A 16,040-nucleotide genomic window follows, 5' to 3' on the forward strand; every position below is an offset into this window, starting at 1 on the left:
CAACCCCCACTCACCCGCACCCGAAACCCAACCGTCCGGACCCATTGACCTACCCTTACTTCCGAGTAAGTTGACGCCCCATGAGCGTACGCAGCGACCTCAAACGAGCACGTCAACGAACCGACCTGGCCGACCGGAGCAAGGTCGAGGTCATCAAGGACGAGGCCGGGGTCGTGCGGGAGGTGCGCCGGGAGCACCTGGCCCCACCCCTCACCACCGGCTCCCTCGCGGACCTCCCCTACACCAACGCCGCCGAGAAACCCGACGCCACGGCACTGCGGCGCCCCGACGGCCCGGTCACCGCGGAAGAGTTCGCCGCCCAGGTCACCGCCGTCGCCAAGGGACTGATCGGCGCCGGCCTCGCCGCAGGCGACCGCGTCGCGGTGATGTCCCGCACCCGCTACGAGTGGACGGTCCTCGACTTCGCCGTCTGGGCGGCGGGCGGGGTGACCGTCCCGGTCTACCCCACCTCCTCCGCGGACCAGGTGGAGTGGATCGTCAGGGACTCCGGCGCCCGGCACGTCGTCACCGAGACCCCGGAGAACACGGCCACCGTCACCACCGGCACGGCCGCCCACGAACAGCCGCCGCGCATCTGGGAGCTGGCGGCCGGCGCGGTCACCGACCTGACCACCCTCGGCCGGGACGTCCCGGCCGAGGAGGTGGCCAAGCGCCGCGCCACGCTCACCCCCGACACGGTCGCCACCGTCTGCTACACCTCCGGCACCACCGGCCGCCCCAAGGGCTGCGTCCTCACCCACGCCAACCTGCACGCCGAGGCCGCCAACACGGTCGAGCTGCTGCACCCCGTCTTCCAGGCGGTCACCGGCCAGACCGCCTCCACCCTGCTGTTCCTGCCGCTCGCCCACATCCTGGGCCGCACGCTCCAGATCGCGTGCCTGATGGGCCGGATCGAGATGGGCCACTTCCCGAGCGTCAAGCCCGACGAACTCCGGCCCGCGCTGCGGGAGTTCAGGCCGACGTTCCTGGTCGGGGTGCCGTACCTCTTCGAGAAGATCCATGACACCGGGCGGGCGACGGCCGAGAAGATCGGGCGCGCCGCGTCCTTCGACCGTGCCGAGCGGATCGGCGTCCGCTTCGCCGAGGCCTACCTGCGGAAGTTCCTCGGCACGGGGAAGGGCCCCGGGCCCGGCCTGTACGCGGCGTGGGCGCTGTACGACCTGCTGGTCTACCGGCGCGTCCGCAAGGAACTCGGCGGCCGGATGCGGTACGCCATCAGCGGCGGCTCGCCGCTCGACCGCGACCTCAACCTGTTCTTCCACGCGGCCGGGATCGTCGTCTACGAGGGCTACGGCCTGACCGAGACCAGCGCGGCCGCCACCATCGTGCCGCCGCTGGCACCCCGCCCCGGCACGGTCGGGCAGCCCATCCCCGGGACGGCCGTCCGGATCGCCGACGACGGCGAGGTGCTGATCAAGGGGCCGGTGGTCTTCGGGTCGTACTGGAACAACCCGGCCGCGACCGCCGAAGTCCTCCCGGACGACGGCTGGTTCGCGACCGGCGACCTCGGCTCGCTCGACGCGGACGGCTATCTCACCATCACCGGCCGCAAGAAGGACCTCCTGGTCACCTCCGGCGGCAAGAACGTCTCCCCGGCCGTCCTGGAGGACCGGCTGCGCAGCCGCTCGCCCGTCGGCCAGTGCCTGGTGGTCGGCGACAACCGGCCCTTCGTGGCCGCGCTGATCACCCTCGACCCGGAGGCCGTCGCCCACTGGCTCTCCGTACGGAAGCTGCCCCCGGACACCCCGCTGTCCGAGCTGGTGCGGGACGACCGGATGCGGGCCGAGGTGCAGAAGGCGGTCGACCACACCAACGAGGCCGTCTCCCGCGCCGAGTCGATCCGCGCCTTCGCCCTGGTCGAGGGCGAGTTCACCGAGGACAACGGCCTGCTCACCCCGTCCCTGAAGGTGAAGCGGCACGCGGTGACCGCCCGTTACGCCGACGCGATCGAGGCGCTCTACCGCAGGTGACCGAAGCAAAGGCGGCGGGCCACCGGAGAAACCGGTGACCCGCCGCCCGCGGAACGTCTGGGAACTACCTGTTGCCGGCGCCGTTGGCCGCGAGCACCGAGATGTCGTCCAGGATGTGCGACAGCGGCTCGTCGCCCTTGGCCTGGGTGGAGTTCTCGACGCACTGCTGGTTCTGCGGCGCGGAGAGGATCGGCACGTCCTGCAGGACGCCGACGGCCGCGGCGCCGGCGATCACGCTCTGGATGTTCAGCTTCGCCGGGAGGCCGATGCACGGCTTGTTCAGCGAGCCCTGGACCAGCGAGAGCTGCGGGCTCATGTCGCCGAACGTGGCCGAGTTGCCGAACTCCGACTTGGCGCCGTTGCCGCTGGCCGACGTGGTGCCGTGGTCGTTGCCGACAGCCAGAGCCTGGGGGGCGGCCGTGGCGGCGAGACCGGCGACGGTGGCGGCGACGGCCGCGGTTGCCCACAGCTTCTTCATGTTGTTCCCTTTCGAAAGGCGGACTCCGGGGAGGAGCTGCGTGATCATCAACTGCCGGAACCCTGCTGGGGTTGCGTGCTTTGCCCCGATTGGCGGAGCGTAGTCCGATCAATCGACGAGCGCCCTGCCGGTGGCACGCGCACCGGAGAAGACGCAGGCCGGTGGGCCGCCGGAAGTCGGCGGCCCACCGGCCGAGGGGCCCTCGGAAGGAACCCGGAAAACGTCCGGACTACTTGTTCTTGACGCCGTTGGCCGCGAGCACCGAGATGTCGTCGAGGATGTGCGACAGCGGCTCGTCGCCCTTGGCCTGGGTGGAGTTCTCGACGCACTGCTGGTTCTGCGGCGCGGACAGGATCGGCACGTCCTGCAGCACGCCGATGGCGGCGCCGACGGCGGCCACGCTCTGGACGTTCAGCTTCGCGGGCAGGCCGATGCACGGCTTGTTGAAGGAGCCCTGGATGAGCGCCATCTGGGGGCTCATGTTGCCGTACGTGGCGGAGTTGCCGAACGACTGGTACGCGCCGTTGCCGCTGGCGGAGGTAGTGCCGTGGTCGTTGCCGGTGGCGAGGGCCGGCGCGGCGGCCGCGGCCGAGACGCCGACGACGGAGGCGGCGACAGCGGCGGAGGCCAGAATCTTCTTGATCACTTGTCAATTCCCTTCTGAGGACACCCCGTCCACCGGAGCGCTCTGGTCAACTGCCCGCGTTCCGGTTGGTTGCTCCCCTTCACCCCAATGGCCCACGGCCCGGCAATCCGTGAATCCGCCGACGGTCCAGTGTTCACGGGGAATTCCGGGCAGCCCGTCGATCCGATCGGGTGACGTGCCGGGTCCCTGCCGCAACCATTCCGGACGCGAGCGGTTGATGCCGGGCAGGAACGTCCGTCTTGGCTCAAAAGCCGGGAAAGGAAACAGGAAATGCTGAAGAAGGCAATGGCCGCGGCGGCGGTCGCCGCGTCCGTCGTAGGTGTGTCGGCGGCGGCAGCCCCCATGGCGCTTGCCACCGGCAACGACCACGGCACCACCTCCGCCAGCGGCAACGGCGCCCACGAGGCGTTCGGCAACGCGGTGACCAAGGGCAACATGAGCCCGCAGGCCACCCTGGTCGGAGGCTCGCTGAACAAGCTCTGTGTGGGCCTGCCCGTGAAGGCGAACGTCCAGAGCGTGATCTCCGGTCTCGCCTCCGTCGGCGTCCTGCAGGACGTGCCGATCCTCTCCGCGGCGCAGAACCAGCAGTGCGCGGAGAACTCGACCCAGGCCAAGGGCGACGAGCCGCTGTCGCACATCCTGGACGACATCTCGGCCCTGTCGGCGAACGGCGTCGGCAACCAGTGACCCCGTTGTCGTAAGGCCCGCTCGGGCGGCGTGTGTTCACGCGCCGCCCGAGCGGTTTTCGCTGCAATCCTCGGAATTCCTGCGCGGAACCTTTCTGAAGAACCGTTTCCCCTCTTCGCGTCAATTCCCTGAAGGCGTTCGAGTGAATTGGGCGACGGCGCATGTTCCGCAGTTTCTTCCGCCGTCCGTCCCTCGTTCTACAGCCTGCCGGTCATGGTGCGAGCCGTCCATGCTGTGCTCGCTCGGTTTCGGCCGTCACACGGGCATGACCGCAGAGAAGGGATAGTTCATGAAGAAGACCGCAGCTGTCGTCGTCGGCGCGATCCTGGCCCTGGGCGGTGCCGCCCCGGCCTTCGCGGACGCCGGTGCCCACGGTGCCGCCGTCGGCTCCCCGGGTGTCCTCTCCGGGAACGTGATCCAGGTCCCGATCCACGTGCCGATCAACGTGTGCGGCAACAGCATCAACATCATCGCGCTGCTGAACCCCACGCTGGGCAACACCTGCGTCAACGACTGACGACACCTACGCAGCACACCAGCACCCCGGCTGCGTCACGGCCGGCCTCGGACCGTCGATCCTTCGCATCCGCGCTCCGAGGCCGGCTTTCCCACTTCTTCAAGCAGGAAGATCAACGAGATTGCGACAGAGCCTCAGCAGGGGGATGTTCGCGGCCGCCGCCGCGACGAGCATTCTGTCCCTGTACGCCAGTCCCGCTCTCGCCGACACGGAAGCGAACGGCGCCGCGAACGGTTCGCCGGGCGTCCTGTCCGGCAACAACGTGCAGGCCCCGGTGAACGTGCCGGTCAACGTCTGCGGCAACTCGGTCGACGCGGCCGCCGCGTTGAACCCGGCCTTCGGCAACTCCTGTGCCAACGTGTCGCACGAGCACGCCACCGGCCGCACCCACGAGCCGCCCCACGGCGGCCCGGGCTACGGCGACTCCGGCCACGGCGACAACTCGGGCTACGACAACTCGGGCCACGACACCCCGGGTTACGGCTCGGAGGGCCCCCGGGAGACCCCGCCCCCGTACGGTCACGAGACCCCGCCCCCGTACGGGGATGAGTCCTCTCCCCCCTGCGACGAGACGCCGCCGCCGTCGACCCCGCCGAGGCACTCGACCCCGCCGACCCCGCCGGGTCACTCGACCCCGCCCACCCCGCCCGGTCACTCGACCCCGCCGAGCCCCCCGGGTCACTCGACCCCGCCCGGTCCGTCGACGCCACCGCGCCGGACGACCCCGCCCGGCGGGAACCATCAGGCGCCGCCGCCCACCCTGGCGCACACCGGCACCGAGGCCCTGCTCGCGTCCTCGGCGGCCGGCGCCGCACTGATCGCGGGCGGGACGATCCTGTACCGCAGGGGCCGGACCGCGTCCCGCAGGCCGTAGCCCCGCCGCATGCGGAGCCGGGTGCCGGACGCCCAGAACGCCCGGCACCCGTCGTCCGTCAGCTTCGCACCGTGTCCGGTGCCGACTCGGTGCGGCCCGCCGGGATGGTCCAGCCGGCCGGCCCCGAGCGCAGCCGCCGCCGCACCCCGCGCACCAGCGTGCCCGCGGTGAAACCGGCGCCGTGCACGAAGCGCATCGCCGGGCCGAAGCCCGCCGCCGTGATGAGACCGGCCAGGAACAGCCCGGGGTACGACGACTCGAAGTCCCGGCCGACCTCCGGCGCCCCGTCGGCCCCCGTCACCAGCGTGCCGCGCACCTCCTCGGCGAGCAGCCCGAGCCGCTCCCGGGTGGCGGTGAACCCCGTGGCCGTGATGACGTGTTCGGTCTCCAGGGTGCCCACCCCGCCGCCGCGGCCGGCCGTGTCCAGCCGTACCCCGCCCGCCGTCGCGCGGGCTTCCGTGACCTCGCGGTCGAGCAGCACCTCCACCCCGTTCTCCACCCGCTCCCGCACCCACCAGGCGCCGGCCGGACCCAGGGCGGTGGCCGCGATCCGCGCCCGGGTCGGCTCCGCGAGCCGCCGGTACAGGCCCGGCCGCTCGGAGTAGAACCAGTTGCGCCAGCCGGGGCCCAGACCGCTGTGCGGGGAGCGGAGCGACTGCCACCAGGGGCGTTCCCAGGGCGGCGGCACGTCGTTCCAGCACAGCCGGTCCGCGCGCACCAGCACCCGGACCCGGCTGCTCTGTTCGGCCAGCAGCGCGGCCGTCTCCAGGGCCGCCTGGCCGCCGCCGATCACCGTGACGTCCCGGCCCTTGAAGCGGTCCAGGTCGGCGTGGTGGCTGCTGTGCGAGACCAGGTCGGGGGAGAGGCCGCGCAGGGCGGCCGGGATCTCGACGAACGGCAGCACACCGACGGCGAGCGCGACCGTCCGTCCCCGCACGGTCTCGCCGTCCTCCGTCGTCACCTCGAAGCCGCCGGTGCGGGGCGCGACCCGGGTGACCATGCGCTCGTCGACGGGCGGGGCGGCGTTGCGGGCGAACCACAGGCCGTAGTCGGCGAACATCTCCAGCGGGATCGGCCGCCCGTGCCGGGCCTCCGTCCCCCGGCCCGCGCAGTACACGTCCAGCCGCCAGCGAGCCTCGGGGTCCGACAGGTTGGAGGCCCAGGGCTCGGACTTGAGGAACATCCCGCGGGGCATGTGGTCGCGCCAGGACGCCATCGGGCGGCCGAAGACCCGCACGTTCAGGCCCGCCGCCGCGGCATGGGAGGCGATGGACAGGCCGTACGGGCCCGCGCCCACCACCAGCAGGTCGTACATCAGCAGCTGCTCGCTTTCTCGTCGTCGGACCGGTCGGGCTGACCGGCGATGGGCAGGCCGGAGAGAGGCAGACCCGAGAGGCTGGACACACCGGGGAGTTCCTCGCCCGGTACGCCGGTCATGGGGGGCTCCCCGGCCTGGCGGACCACGGGGGAGTGCGGCCCGGGCTCCGCGGGCGCGGGACGGCACAGCCGGGCCAGGAGCCGGCCCGCCACATGCCGGCACCACAGCGCCCACATGGCCAGGCCGGGACCCCGGTCGTCCGGCGCGCTCCAGGCCAGCTCCCGCCCGCGCGGGGCCGGGCGCAGCGCGCTCAGCGGCGCGTAGTTCTCCACCACGAACGCCCGCCCGGCCAGCGGCGCCCCGGCGGCCGGCGGCCGGTGGGTGAGGTCCAGGTGCAGGGCGCGTACGACGTCCAGGCCCGCGCTGTCGGCGAAGAGCCGGAACTGGGCGCCCGGACGCGGGTTGAAGTCGAGCAGGTGATAGCCGCCGGTGGTGCCGCAGCGGCGGAAGTCGAGGTCGAAGATGCCCCGGAAGCCCAGCTCGCCGGTGAGCCGCTCGGCCAGCGCCTCCACCTGCGGGTTGGGCGTCCACAGGCCGACCGCGGTCAGGCCCGCCCCGCGCGGCCAGGCCCGCTGCTTGCGGCCGGGGCCGCCCGCGCGCACGGTCCCGGTGCGGTCGGCGTAGCCGTGGAAGAACCAGTCGCGGTCCGTACCCGGCGGCAGGAACTCCTGGAGCAGTAGCCGGCTGCCCGCCTCGTCGGTCCGCAGATACAGCTCCCGTGCCTCCCGCGCCGAACGGACGACCACCGTGCTGCGCAGCCCGGACCCGGCCGGCACCAGCCAGGGCCGGCTCCACTTGGCGACCACCGGAAGCCCCAGCCGCCAGGCGGCGGCGGCGGCCTGCTCGGCGCTGTCCGGGACCAGCGTCCTCGGGTACGGGATCCCGGCCGCCGCGCACACCTCGGCCAACTCCGCCTTGTCGGCGACGCGTTCGGGCAGGGTGGCGGGCTGCTGCGGAAGCAGGTAGGCGGGCGTGAGGTCCTCGCGGTGCCGGCCGACCGCGATCGCGCTCGCGTCGTCCATCGGGATCAGCACCGCCGGACGCGCGACCCGCGCCGCCACCCGGCGCAGCACGGCGACGATCTCCGCGGGGGACGCGCCCGGCGCCGGCGGCGGATGCAGCTGCCGGACGAACCGGGACTTGCGGACCGGACTTCCGGTGGAATCGGCGACCACATGGACGTCCACACCGGCTCTGCCGAGCGAGCGGACGGCCCCCAGAGTGCCGTGGTGAAAGGGATTCCGGTCGATCCGCAGCAGAACCGCGGGAACCCGGATGTCTAGCAGCGACACAGGCCATTTCCTTTGCGTCGGTTCACCCGTGCGGACGTTCGGCGCACCCGAAAGCCGCAACCGCACTGGCGGAATTCATATTGATATGACTGAGTGTCAGTAACTGGCACTTCCTCAGCGAATGGAGAAAGGAGCAGGCATGGCTCCGCAGCAGCGAAAGCGGCCGGGGTCCCGGTCGTCCCGCCTGGCCGTGGTCGCGGCGGCGGTCGTCGTCGCCTCGGCGACCCTGACCACCGGTCCGGGATTCGCCGCGGGCGCGGGGACGGCTCGGGTCGCGGACCCGACACCGGCTCCGACCCCCACGACGTCCGTCCCGGCGTCGGCGGCACCCCTGCCGGTGCCGGTGAGCCCCAAGCCCGTACCGGTGAGTCCCAAGCCCGTACCGGTGAGCCCCACGCCCGTGGCGTCGAGTCCCGCGCCCGTGCCCGGGAAGGTGACGCCTCCGGCCTTCGGGGCCTTTCTCGACTCCGGTCCGCTGGGCGTGGCCCGGATGGCCCAGCTGAGCAGCTGGCTCGGCGGCACCGAGCTGAAGGTCGCGCACACGTATCTGCCCGGCAACCGGTGGAGCGACATCGAGGGCGCCCCCGGCTTCCTGGACGTGTGGGCGCACTGGCGGCGGGAGCAGGCCGACCGGACGCTCGTCCTCAACGTGCCCATGCAGGAGCGCAACGAGGAGGGCATCGGGGACTTCGAGGTCCGCTCGCTGCTGCGGCAGGGCGCCGCCGGGCAGTTCGACCACCACTTCCGGGCCCTGGCCGAACGGCTGGTGGAACTGCGGGTCCCGGACACCGTGATCGTGCTCGGCTGGGAGATGAACGGCACTACCTACACCCATCGTTGCGGGCCGGACCCGGAGGCCTGGAAGAAATACTGGAACAGGATCGTCAGCACCATGCGCGCGGTGCCGGGCCAGAAATTCCGGTTCGACTTCACACCGAGCCGCGGCCGGGACGCCGTCCCGTGGACACAGTGCTATCCCGGGGACGACACGGTCGACATCGTCGGCATGGATTCGTACGACCAGCCGACCGGTCTCTCCTTCGACGAACAGGTGCGGGAGCCTTATGGACTTCAGCAGCACGTCGATTTCGCGAAGGCCCACGGGAAACCCATTTCCTATCCGGAATGGGGTCTCTTCCGCAACGGCGACAACACCGAGTACATGCGGCGGATGCTCGCCTGGATGGACGAGCACAAGCCGCTCTACAACACGGTGACCGACTACTGCCCGCACGGTGTCTGGCAGTGCCCGGCGAACCCGCGCTCGTCGAAGGTCTACCGCGCGGCCCTCTCCGGCCGCCTCGACACCGCCACCCCGACACCGACCCCGACACCCAGGCCGACCCCGACGCCGACCGCGACACCCAGGCCGGCCCCGAGCACCACGCCCGACATCACGGCCCCGACCCCCACGCCGGTCGTCACGCCCCCGGCGAACTGCGCGCCGATGGACCTGGGCGCCTGGGTCGAGTACTGGATCGGCGGGAAGCTCTGCGTCCGGCTCGACTGGTGGTCGCGCACCGGGTCCTAGTCCGGCCGGCGTTCCTTCCATCGGTGCCGCACCTCCTTGACCCGCTGCCGGGCGGCGGCGTCGCACAGCGCCGCCGTCAGCAGCGGGGCGGTGCGCCGCCGGGCCAGCAGCAGCCGCTGGTTGACGACCGGCCGGGGCCGCCAGTGGTGCTTGTACGGCTCGTTCCCGCGCAGCAGGCTCAGCGCGCCCCGCTCGCTCGCCCCCGTGTGCTGGGCGCAGGCGTCGAGCAGCATCACCGCCACGTCCGCCTTGCGCTCCCGCAGCCGCGGATGCGCCCCGTACAGATAGCCGCCGGCCAGGCTGGGCGACAGCAGCGTCAGATCGACGGCCACCACCTCGTCGTCCAGCCGGAACTCGGTGACCACCGCGTCCCCGGAGCGCACCATCGGCCCCACCGAGCGCACCAGGTGCTCCTGGAACCGTGTCTGGAGGTGCTCGGTCGTCACCTTCCGCCCCTGCCACTGGAGCCGGTGCAGCTCCAGGAGCCGGTGCAGTGCCGCGTCGACGCCGTCGGGTGCCACGGTGTCCCGGCGCACCCCGAGCGCGCCGAGCTTGCGCAGCTTGGCGCGCACCCGCTGGGCCTTGTTCGACGCCAGCCGGCCGACCAGCTCCTCCATCGACACGGCGGGCAGTTCCAGGCAGAGCGAGTCGGCCACCTTCCGGCACGGCCCGTGCCAGCGGTCGTAGACCCGCTCCACCGCGCCGCCCGGCCGCACCTCGCGGAAGTCGATCAGTGCCGTCCGGGCCGCCTGGGCCAGCTCACCGGTGAGGGCGCCCACCGCCCGGCCGTCGTCGTCGGCGTCGGTGAGCAGCACGTCCGCGTAGTCCGAGATCGCCCCGCCGAGCGGCACCAGCGTGGGCAGCGGCCGGCGCACCAGCATCAGCGGCGCCGCGCCGACCAGTTCACTGCCGTGGCGCACCAGGACGAGGCGGAGCCGGCCGGGGACCCCGTACGAGCGCCACCAGGAGTGCAGCCAGGCGTGGCTCTGGAACGGGGTGGCCGTGGAGCACCGCCGGTACAGGCGGCCCCAGGCGGGGCCGAGTTCGGCGAAGGCGCGCTCGTCGGTGACGAGTTCGGTGCTGTACGCGGCGAGCGTCGGGTAGGCCGTCGTCGTCACAGCTGCCCGTGTACGTCGGCGGCGACGGCGGGACCGGGCACGGAGGCCTGCACGGTGGTCTCCTCCTCGCGGCGCCGGGGCCGCACCAGAAGCACCAGGCCGCCGAGCAGCCCGCCCGCGCTCGCACCCACCAGACCGGTCACCTTCGGGGACGCCGAGGTGGGCGCGGTCGGCTTCAGCGCCCGGGAGAACTGAAGGAGTTCGACGTGGGTGTCGGCCTTGGTCTCGTTGGCGTGCCGGGTGAGCGAGCGGGCCACCGCGTTCGCCATGTCGGCGGCCTGCAGGGGGTGCGGCGAGGTGGCCGAGACGGCGACCATCGGCGCGTCCGGCGAGGTCTCCGCCTGCACACTGGTGCGCAGCGTGTTCACCGGCACCCCGGCCCACATCTGCGCGTCCCCGAGCACCGCGAGCTGGGTGGCGACCCGGCCGTAGGCCTGCGCGAAGCCCTGCGCGGACGCGGTGTCGGTCCGGTCGACGGGGACGGCGATGACATAGCTGGTCGCCGTGTAGGTGCGGGGCTTGAGCACGCCGTAGGCGCCGCCCAGCAGACCGCCGGCGACGACCCCGGCCGCCAGCAGCGACCAGGGCCGGACCGCGCGGGCGAAGGGGCGGGGTGCTCGGACGGGGTTCTCGGTCATGGCGTACTGACTCCCTGAGGTGAGGTGGCGAGTGCGGCCGCGTAGACGTCCATGAGCTGGGCGGCGCTGCGGGTGATGCTGTAGTGGCGGGCGGCCTCCGGAGCGGTGCGCGGGCCGGGTCCCGCGGCGCGGACGGCGGAAAGCGCCTCGGCGTAGGCCTCGGCCCCGCCCTCGACCCGGCGGGCGCCCGGGGCCGCGGCGGGCGGCAGGTCCTCGACGGCCGGACAGGAGCTGTAGAGCACCGGCAGCCCGGCCGCCAGCGCCTCGACGACCGCGAGCCCGAACGCCTCCTGGGCCGACGGCGAGGCCAGCACGTCCATGGCGGCGACCAGGGAGGGCAGGTCGGGGTCGTGCGCCCGGTCGGAGACGTACGGCCGCTCACCGGCGAACAGCACCCGGCCGGCGACCCCGGCCGTGCGTGCGGCGCGGCGCAGCGCGCCCTCCTCAGGGCCCCCGCCCACCAGCAGCAGCCGGCAGTCGGCCGGGAGCCGGACCAGGGCCTCGATCAGCACGTCGAACCGCTTGCCGGGCGCGAGCCGCCCGATGCCGCCGATGACATGCGCGTCCTGGGGCAGGCCGAGCCGGGCCCGGGTGCGCTGCCGTACGGCCGGGTCGAACCGGAACCGCTCCAGGTCGATGCCGTTGGGCACGACCTCGATCCGCGGCCCCGGCACCCCCCACCGGCGCAGCCGCTCGGCGACGGTCGGCGAGACGGCGACCGTGGACCGCCCGAGCCGCTCGCCCGCCAGGTACAACGCCCGCACCCCGGCGGTCAGTTCACGCCCCTCCAGCTGGGTGTCGCCCAGCGAGTGCTCGGTGGCGACCACGGCCCGTACCCCCGCGAGCCGCGCGGCGATCCGCCCGTACAGACAGGCCCGGTAGAGATGGGTGTGGACGAGGTCGTAGCGGCCCCGCCGGATCACCCGGACCAGGCGGGGCAGCGCGCCCAGGTCCCGGTTCCCGGCCATCCCGAGGTGGACCACCCGCACCCCGTCGGCGGTCAGCCCCCGCGCGACCGGCCCCGGGTTGGTGAGGGTGACGACGTCGCAGGAGACCGGCAGATGGCGCAGCAGCAGCCGGAGCTGCTGCTCCGCCCCGCCGACCCCGAGGCCCGTGATGACATGCAGCGCCTTCATTCACAGCCCCTCGACGGGACGGCGGCGCAGCCGGTGCAGCCGGTACTTCAGGAACAGGTGCGGGGCGCGGTCGTTCTGCCCGACGTGCACCCGGGGGAGGGCGTGGACGCCGTTCAGGTCGCCGGGGTCGATGGCGCAGGCGTAGCCGTACCCGGCGGCCCGCACGGCGTCCACGGCCCGCCCGTCGACCGTGCCGTACGGGTAGCAGAATCCGCCGACGGGCGCCTGGACCAGCTCCTCCAGCCGGGCCCGGCTCTGCACCGTCTCGGCGGCGAGCGTCGCCGGGTCGGCCTTCGTCAGATCGACATGGGTCAGGCCGTGCGAGCCGATCTCCACCCCGCCGGCCGCCGCCCGCCGGATCCCGTCGGCGGTGAGCAGCGGCTTGCGCGGGCCGAGCGGATCCCAGTCGTTGTGGCCGCCGAGCCGCCCCGGCAGCACGAAGAGGGTGGCGCCGCAGCCCCAGCGGTCGAGCAGCGGCAGGGCGTGGTCGAGGAAGTCGGCGTACCCGTCGTCGAAGGTGAGCCCGACCAGCCGCCGCCCCTCGCCCCGGGCCCGGGCGGCGATCAGTTCACCGACCGACACCCCGCGCAGCCCGCGTCGGCGCAGCCAGCCCAGCTGTCTCTCCAGCCGTTCGGGGGTGACGGTGATGCGGTACGGATCGTCGGAGCAGTCGCCCACCGAGTGGTACATGGCGACCCAGGGGACCGGGCCCGTGACGGGCCGGACCTGCTCGGCGGAATCGGCGGACTCAATGGAAGACGGCATGCGCGAGCCTTCGGGTGACGGTGCCTACGGAACGGAGTGCGGGTGCGAAGCCCTGGGCGTCCAGGGCCCAGCCGAGCAGGACGAAGACGGCGGTCACGGTCGTGACCCCGGCGGCCAGACCGGTGAGCGGATCCGCCGGGCGCTGGGCGAAGAAGGTCCCGACCACGGTCGCGATCACGGCCGCCCGCACCGGCCGGCTCAGCTCCGCCAGCACCCGCCGGACACCGACCGGGACACTGCGCGGGCCCATCCCGGCCAGCAGGACGACGGCGGTGGCGGTGATGCCGGTGGCGTTGGCGGCGGCGATACCGGTGACGCCGTACGACCCGACCGTCAGGGCGCCGATCCACGACGTGACCACGATCCCGGCGGCCATGGCGGCGACCGGGTACCAGGTGGCGCGGCCCGCCGAGAAGTAGGAGCGGACCAGCACCCCGACCAGGGTCTGCCCGAGCAGCCCGAGCGCGTACACGCGCATCACCCCGGCGGTGGCGGCCGTGTCCTGCGGAGTGAACGCCCCGCGCTGGAACAGCAGATGGATGAGCTGCGGCGCACACGCCACCACCACGGCGGTGCCCAGCAGCACGACGCTCGCCGCCACCGACAGGTCCCGCTCCACCCGGCGCCGGGCCCGCTCGGTGTCGCCCTCGGCCAGCGCCCGGGCCACCACCGGGAAGGTGACCGTGCACAGCATCATCGACATCGTCATCGGGATCTGCGCGACCTTCTGCGCGTAGTTCAGGTGCGAGATCGCCCCGGAGTGCAGATGCGAGGCGAGGAACCGCTCGATCAGCACCTGCGACTGCCGGCACAGCGCGAACAGCAGCACGGTCGCCATCAGCACCAGGTTCAGCGGCTGCGCCCCGGCGACGGCCGCGCTCTCCCGTGCCTCGGCCTTGGCCTTGCCCTTGGCCTTGTTCCGCAACTGCCTGAGCAGCGCTGGAAGTTGTACGACGACCATCAGCGCGCCCCCGGCCGCGACCCCGAACGCCGCCGACCGCACGCCCCAGTGCCCGCCGAGGGCGAACATCGCCGCGATGATCCCGGCGTTGTAGGCGACGTAGATCGCGGCCGGGGCCAGGAAGCGCCGGTGGGCGCGGAGGGCCGCACTGCAGTACCCGGCCAGCCCGAACGTCAGCACACAGGTCGCCGTCAGCCGGGTGCAGTCGACGGCGAGCCCGGGATCGCGCAGCCCCGGCGCGAGCACCTCGACGAGCTGCGGGGCACCCCCGACGAGCAGCGCGCCCACCGCGGCGAACGCCAGCGCCAGCTTGGGCAGCGTCCCCGCGACCAGCGCCCGCACCGGATCTCCCGCCGCCCCCTGCGCCCGCCGGGCGAGCGCCATGCTGAAGGCGGGGATCAGCGCGAAGGCCAGCCCGTCCTCGATGAGCAGCGTCGCGGCGAACTCCGGGATCGTCCAGGCGACAAGAAACGCGTCGGTGTCCCGCCCCGCCCCGAAGAGCCGCGCGAGCGACTGATCCCGAATGAGCCCGAGCAACGCACCGGCGACGGAGAAGACGGCGGTGACGAGAGCGGCCTTGGCGAGGAATCCACGAGTTGGCGGCGCCCCTTCAACTCCGGTGTCGCCAACTCCCTGCTTGGGGGCGCGGGGCTGTGACATTTGCGGCTCCGCCGCGTGGGCGCGCCCAGCCCCCACCGACCCGCGGTCGACATCCGACCCCTGCACCCCTTGCATTACTCGGCCGCCCCCACCAACGCCCACCACGCCACCACCCCGAACACCACCGCCGTCAGCACGGTCGACGGCCCCCCGATGTCGGCGTACGCGAAGTCGACGAGCTGCCAGATCAGCAACCCGCACCCCACCAGCGCACAGTCGAGCCCGGCACCGCCCCGCACCCGCCACAGCCCCCGCAGCCCGCACACCAGCAAGGCCAGCCAGCTGCCCGCCAGCGCCAGCAGCCCGAGCAGCCCCTGCTCGCTGAGGACCAGCAGATACATGTCGTGCGGCGACAGCAGCGGCTGCTTCCGGAACGCCGCCCCCGCCCCCTCCGTGTCGCTCCCGGAGGACAGCGCCAGCGACGCGTGCCCGTCCCGGTATGCGGGGAAGTTCTTCAGACCGACGCCGGTCACGGGGTGCTGGCGCCACATCCCGGTCGCCGCCGCCCACAACGTGTACCGGTCGACCACCGACTGGTCCGGCGCGTCGGTCACCTGCCCGATGCTGCTGAGCCGCTCCTGGAGCATCGCCGTACCGATCCCGAAGCCCCCGACCAGCACCACGCCCGCCGCGACCGCGACCGCGGCCACCTTCAGCGCCCGCCGCGGCCCGGCAAGGACCAGCTGGACCGCGCAGGTCAGCACGGTCGCGATCCAGGCCCCGCGGCTGAAGGACACGGCCAGCGGCAGCAGCAGCCCGAGTGCGCACGCGCCCGCCGCCACCCGCTGCCGTACCGGCGCACGGCCCAGCGCCAGGCCCAGCGCGCAGACGAGCCCGAAGGACACGACCGTCGCCATGCCCATCACGTCCTGCGGCCCGAACGTGCCGACCGCGCGGATCAGCTCGCCCTGGTACGACGCCCCGGTCCCGGTGACGTACTGGTGCACGCCGACCGCTCCCTGCCAGACCGCGAGTCCCACGAACGACCAGGCCAGCAGCCGGAAGTCGGCCCGGTCGCGGACCAGCAGCACGACCGCGGCCGGGACCAGCACGAACACCTGGAGATAGCGGCCGAGGCCGGTCAGTCCCGCCCCCGGCGAGGCCGCGCCCATGGCCGCGACGGCCAGTCCCGCCACCGGCATGCCCAGCACCACCGCGGCCGTCGCCGACAGCGGCCGCCGCCGTTCCCGTACCGCCCGCAGCGCGGCGTACAGCACCACCAGGGCGGACACCGCGTCCGCCGGTCCGGCCCCGCTCTCCCCGTCGCCGCCCGCCGCGAGCGGCAGCGCGAGGACCGCGAGCACCGCGACCGCGGCCAGCACCGGGGGCAGCCGCAGCGGCCGGGCCGGGGACAGTGCGAAGCTCATC

Annotated in this window: 15 protein-coding genes; 5 read left to right on the forward strand and 10 right to left on the reverse strand. The window is 73.3% G+C overall.

Annotation, left to right across the window (positions count from 1 at the left end):
* Positions 1-80: 80 nt before the first annotated feature.
* Positions 81-1,991 carry an AMP-dependent synthetase/ligase gene (locus tag ACIPSJ_RS02250; RefSeq protein WP_401342807.1) on the forward strand — a complete coding sequence of 637 codons (1,911 nt, stop codon included), beginning with the start codon at positions 81-83 and terminating at the stop codon, positions 1,989-1,991.
* Between the two features lie 64 nt (positions 1,992-2,055).
* On the opposite strand, the gene ACIPSJ_RS02255 is transcribed toward ACIPSJ_RS02250, so the two are convergent.
* Both ACIPSJ_RS02255 and ACIPSJ_RS02260 read right to left on the reverse strand, forming a co-directional pair.
* Positions 2,056-2,469: a rodlin gene (locus ACIPSJ_RS02255; protein WP_401342809.1), complete on the reverse strand. Its 414-nt coding sequence runs from the start codon at positions 2,467-2,469 to the stop codon at positions 2,056-2,058.
* A gap of 229 nt (positions 2,470-2,698) precedes the next feature.
* Complete coding sequence (locus tag ACIPSJ_RS02260) at positions 2,699-3,115, reverse strand: rodlin (protein WP_401342811.1); 417 nt, start codon at positions 3,113-3,115, stop codon at positions 2,699-2,701.
* 270 nt (positions 3,116-3,385) lie between these two features.
* Here ACIPSJ_RS02260 and ACIPSJ_RS02265 point away from each other — a divergent pair, with 270 nt between their 5' ends.
* The 3 genes from ACIPSJ_RS02265 to ACIPSJ_RS02275 all read left to right on the forward strand — a co-directional run bounded on the left by ACIPSJ_RS02265 (position 3,386) and on the right by ACIPSJ_RS02275 (position 5,193).
* Positions 3,386-3,802 carry a rodlin gene (locus ACIPSJ_RS02265; RefSeq protein ID WP_401342813.1) on the forward strand — a complete coding sequence of 139 codons (417 nt, stop codon included), beginning with the start codon at positions 3,386-3,388 and terminating at the stop codon, positions 3,800-3,802.
* A 289-nt stretch (positions 3,803-4,091) separates the two neighbouring features.
* Positions 4,092-4,319 carry a chaplin gene (locus tag ACIPSJ_RS02270; RefSeq protein WP_359222432.1) on the forward strand — a complete coding sequence of 76 codons (228 nt, stop codon included), beginning with the start codon at positions 4,092-4,094 and terminating at the stop codon, positions 4,317-4,319.
* A gap of 121 nt (positions 4,320-4,440) precedes the next feature.
* On the forward strand, positions 4,441-5,193 hold the full coding sequence (locus ACIPSJ_RS02275) for a chaplin family protein (RefSeq protein WP_401342816.1): 753 nt from the start codon (positions 4,441-4,443) through the stop codon (positions 5,191-5,193).
* 58 nt (positions 5,194-5,251) lie between these two features.
* Here the strand turns inward: ACIPSJ_RS02275 and ACIPSJ_RS02280 are convergent, their stop codons facing one another.
* Together ACIPSJ_RS02280 and ACIPSJ_RS02285 are read right to left on the reverse strand one after the other, a co-directional pair.
* Positions 5,252-6,508, reverse strand: a complete 1,257-nt coding sequence (locus ACIPSJ_RS02280; RefSeq protein ID WP_359222428.1) for an FAD-dependent oxidoreductase — start codon at positions 6,506-6,508, stop codon at positions 5,252-5,254.
* Positions 6,508-7,863 (reverse strand): ATP-grasp domain-containing protein, encoded by a 1,356-nt coding sequence (locus ACIPSJ_RS02285; protein ID WP_359222426.1) that lies wholly within the window; start codon positions 7,861-7,863, stop codon positions 6,508-6,510. Before ACIPSJ_RS02285 ends, ACIPSJ_RS02280 begins: the two co-directional genes overlap by 1 nt.
* Positions 7,864-8,002: 139 nt before the next feature.
* Between ACIPSJ_RS02285 and ACIPSJ_RS02290 the strand changes: the two genes are divergently transcribed.
* Positions 8,003-9,394, forward strand: coding sequence for a glycoside hydrolase family 26 protein (locus tag ACIPSJ_RS02290; RefSeq protein ID WP_401342819.1), 1,392 nt, complete (start codon positions 8,003-8,005; stop codon positions 9,392-9,394).
* Here the strand turns inward: ACIPSJ_RS02290 and ACIPSJ_RS02295 are convergent.
* From ACIPSJ_RS02295 to ACIPSJ_RS02320, 6 genes are all read right to left on the reverse strand, one after another.
* Positions 9,391-10,512 (reverse strand): GNAT family N-acetyltransferase, encoded by a 1,122-nt coding sequence (locus ACIPSJ_RS02295; RefSeq protein ID WP_401342820.1) that lies wholly within the window; start codon positions 10,510-10,512, stop codon positions 9,391-9,393. The genes ACIPSJ_RS02290 and ACIPSJ_RS02295 overlap by 4 nt on opposite strands.
* The gene (locus ACIPSJ_RS02300) at positions 10,509-11,150 is read right to left on the reverse strand and encodes a lipopolysaccharide biosynthesis protein (protein ID WP_355711837.1); all 642 of its coding nucleotides are present in this window, start codon (positions 11,148-11,150) and stop codon (positions 10,509-10,511) included. Before ACIPSJ_RS02300 ends, ACIPSJ_RS02295 begins: the two co-directional genes overlap by 4 nt.
* On the reverse strand, positions 11,147-12,286 hold the full coding sequence (locus ACIPSJ_RS02305; RefSeq protein WP_401342822.1) for a glycosyltransferase: 1,140 nt from the start codon (positions 12,284-12,286) through the stop codon (positions 11,147-11,149). Before ACIPSJ_RS02305 ends, ACIPSJ_RS02300 begins: the two co-directional genes overlap by 4 nt.
* Positions 12,287-13,051: a polysaccharide deacetylase family protein gene (locus ACIPSJ_RS02310; RefSeq protein ID WP_401342824.1), complete on the reverse strand. Its 765-nt coding sequence runs from the start codon at positions 13,049-13,051 to the stop codon at positions 12,287-12,289. It abuts the gene before it with no gap.
* On the reverse strand, positions 13,035-14,672 hold the full coding sequence (gene murJ / locus ACIPSJ_RS02315) for a murein biosynthesis integral membrane protein MurJ (RefSeq protein ID WP_401342826.1): 1,638 nt from the start codon (positions 14,670-14,672) through the stop codon (positions 13,035-13,037). The genes ACIPSJ_RS02310 and murJ overlap by 17 nt, the downstream gene beginning before the upstream one ends.
* A 74-nt stretch (positions 14,673-14,746) precedes the next feature.
* Positions 14,747-16,039: an O-antigen ligase family protein gene (locus tag ACIPSJ_RS02320; protein ID WP_401342828.1), complete on the reverse strand. Its 1,293-nt coding sequence runs from the start codon at positions 16,037-16,039 to the stop codon at positions 14,747-14,749.
* Position 16,040: the final 1 nt, after the last annotated feature.

It is taken from the genome of Streptomyces sp. NPDC090088 (assembly GCF_044747345.1).
Taxonomy (GTDB): domain Bacteria; phylum Actinomycetota; class Actinomycetes; order Streptomycetales; family Streptomycetaceae; genus Streptomyces.

Excerpts from the sequence above, each read along its gene's own strand:
- ACIPSJ_RS02250 (WP_401342807.1), top strand. The coding sequence starts at position 81 with ATGAGCGTACGCAGCGACCTCAAACGAGCACGTCAACGAACCGACCTG.
- ACIPSJ_RS02255 (WP_401342809.1), bottom strand. The coding sequence starts at position 2,469 with ATGAAGAAGCTGTGGGCAACCGCGGCCGTCGCCGCCACCGTCGCCGGT.
- ACIPSJ_RS02265 (WP_401342813.1), top strand. The coding sequence starts at position 3,386 with ATGCTGAAGAAGGCAATGGCCGCGGCGGCGGTCGCCGCGTCCGTCGTA.
- ACIPSJ_RS02270 (WP_359222432.1), top strand. The coding sequence starts at position 4,092 with ATGAAGAAGACCGCAGCTGTCGTCGTCGGCGCGATCCTGGCCCTGGGC.
- ACIPSJ_RS02280 (WP_359222428.1), bottom strand. The coding sequence starts at position 6,508 with ATGTACGACCTGCTGGTGGTGGGCGCGGGCCCGTACGGCCTGTCCATC.
- ACIPSJ_RS02290 (WP_401342819.1), top strand. The coding sequence starts at position 8,003 with ATGGCTCCGCAGCAGCGAAAGCGGCCGGGGTCCCGGTCGTCCCGCCTG.
- ACIPSJ_RS02300 (WP_355711837.1), bottom strand. The coding sequence starts at position 11,150 with ATGACCGAGAACCCCGTCCGAGCACCCCGCCCCTTCGCCCGCGCGGTC.
- ACIPSJ_RS02305 (WP_401342822.1), bottom strand. The coding sequence starts at position 12,286 with ATGAAGGCGCTGCATGTCATCACGGGCCTCGGGGTCGGCGGGGCGGAG.
- ACIPSJ_RS02310 (WP_401342824.1), bottom strand. The coding sequence starts at position 13,051 with ATGCCGTCTTCCATTGAGTCCGCCGATTCCGCCGAGCAGGTCCGGCCC.
- murJ (WP_401342826.1), bottom strand. The coding sequence starts at position 14,672 with ATGTCACAGCCCCGCGCCCCCAAGCAGGGAGTTGGCGACACCGGAGTT.
- ACIPSJ_RS02320 (WP_401342828.1), bottom strand. The coding sequence starts at position 16,039 with ATGAGCTTCGCACTGTCCCCGGCCCGGCCGCTGCGGCTGCCCCCGGTG.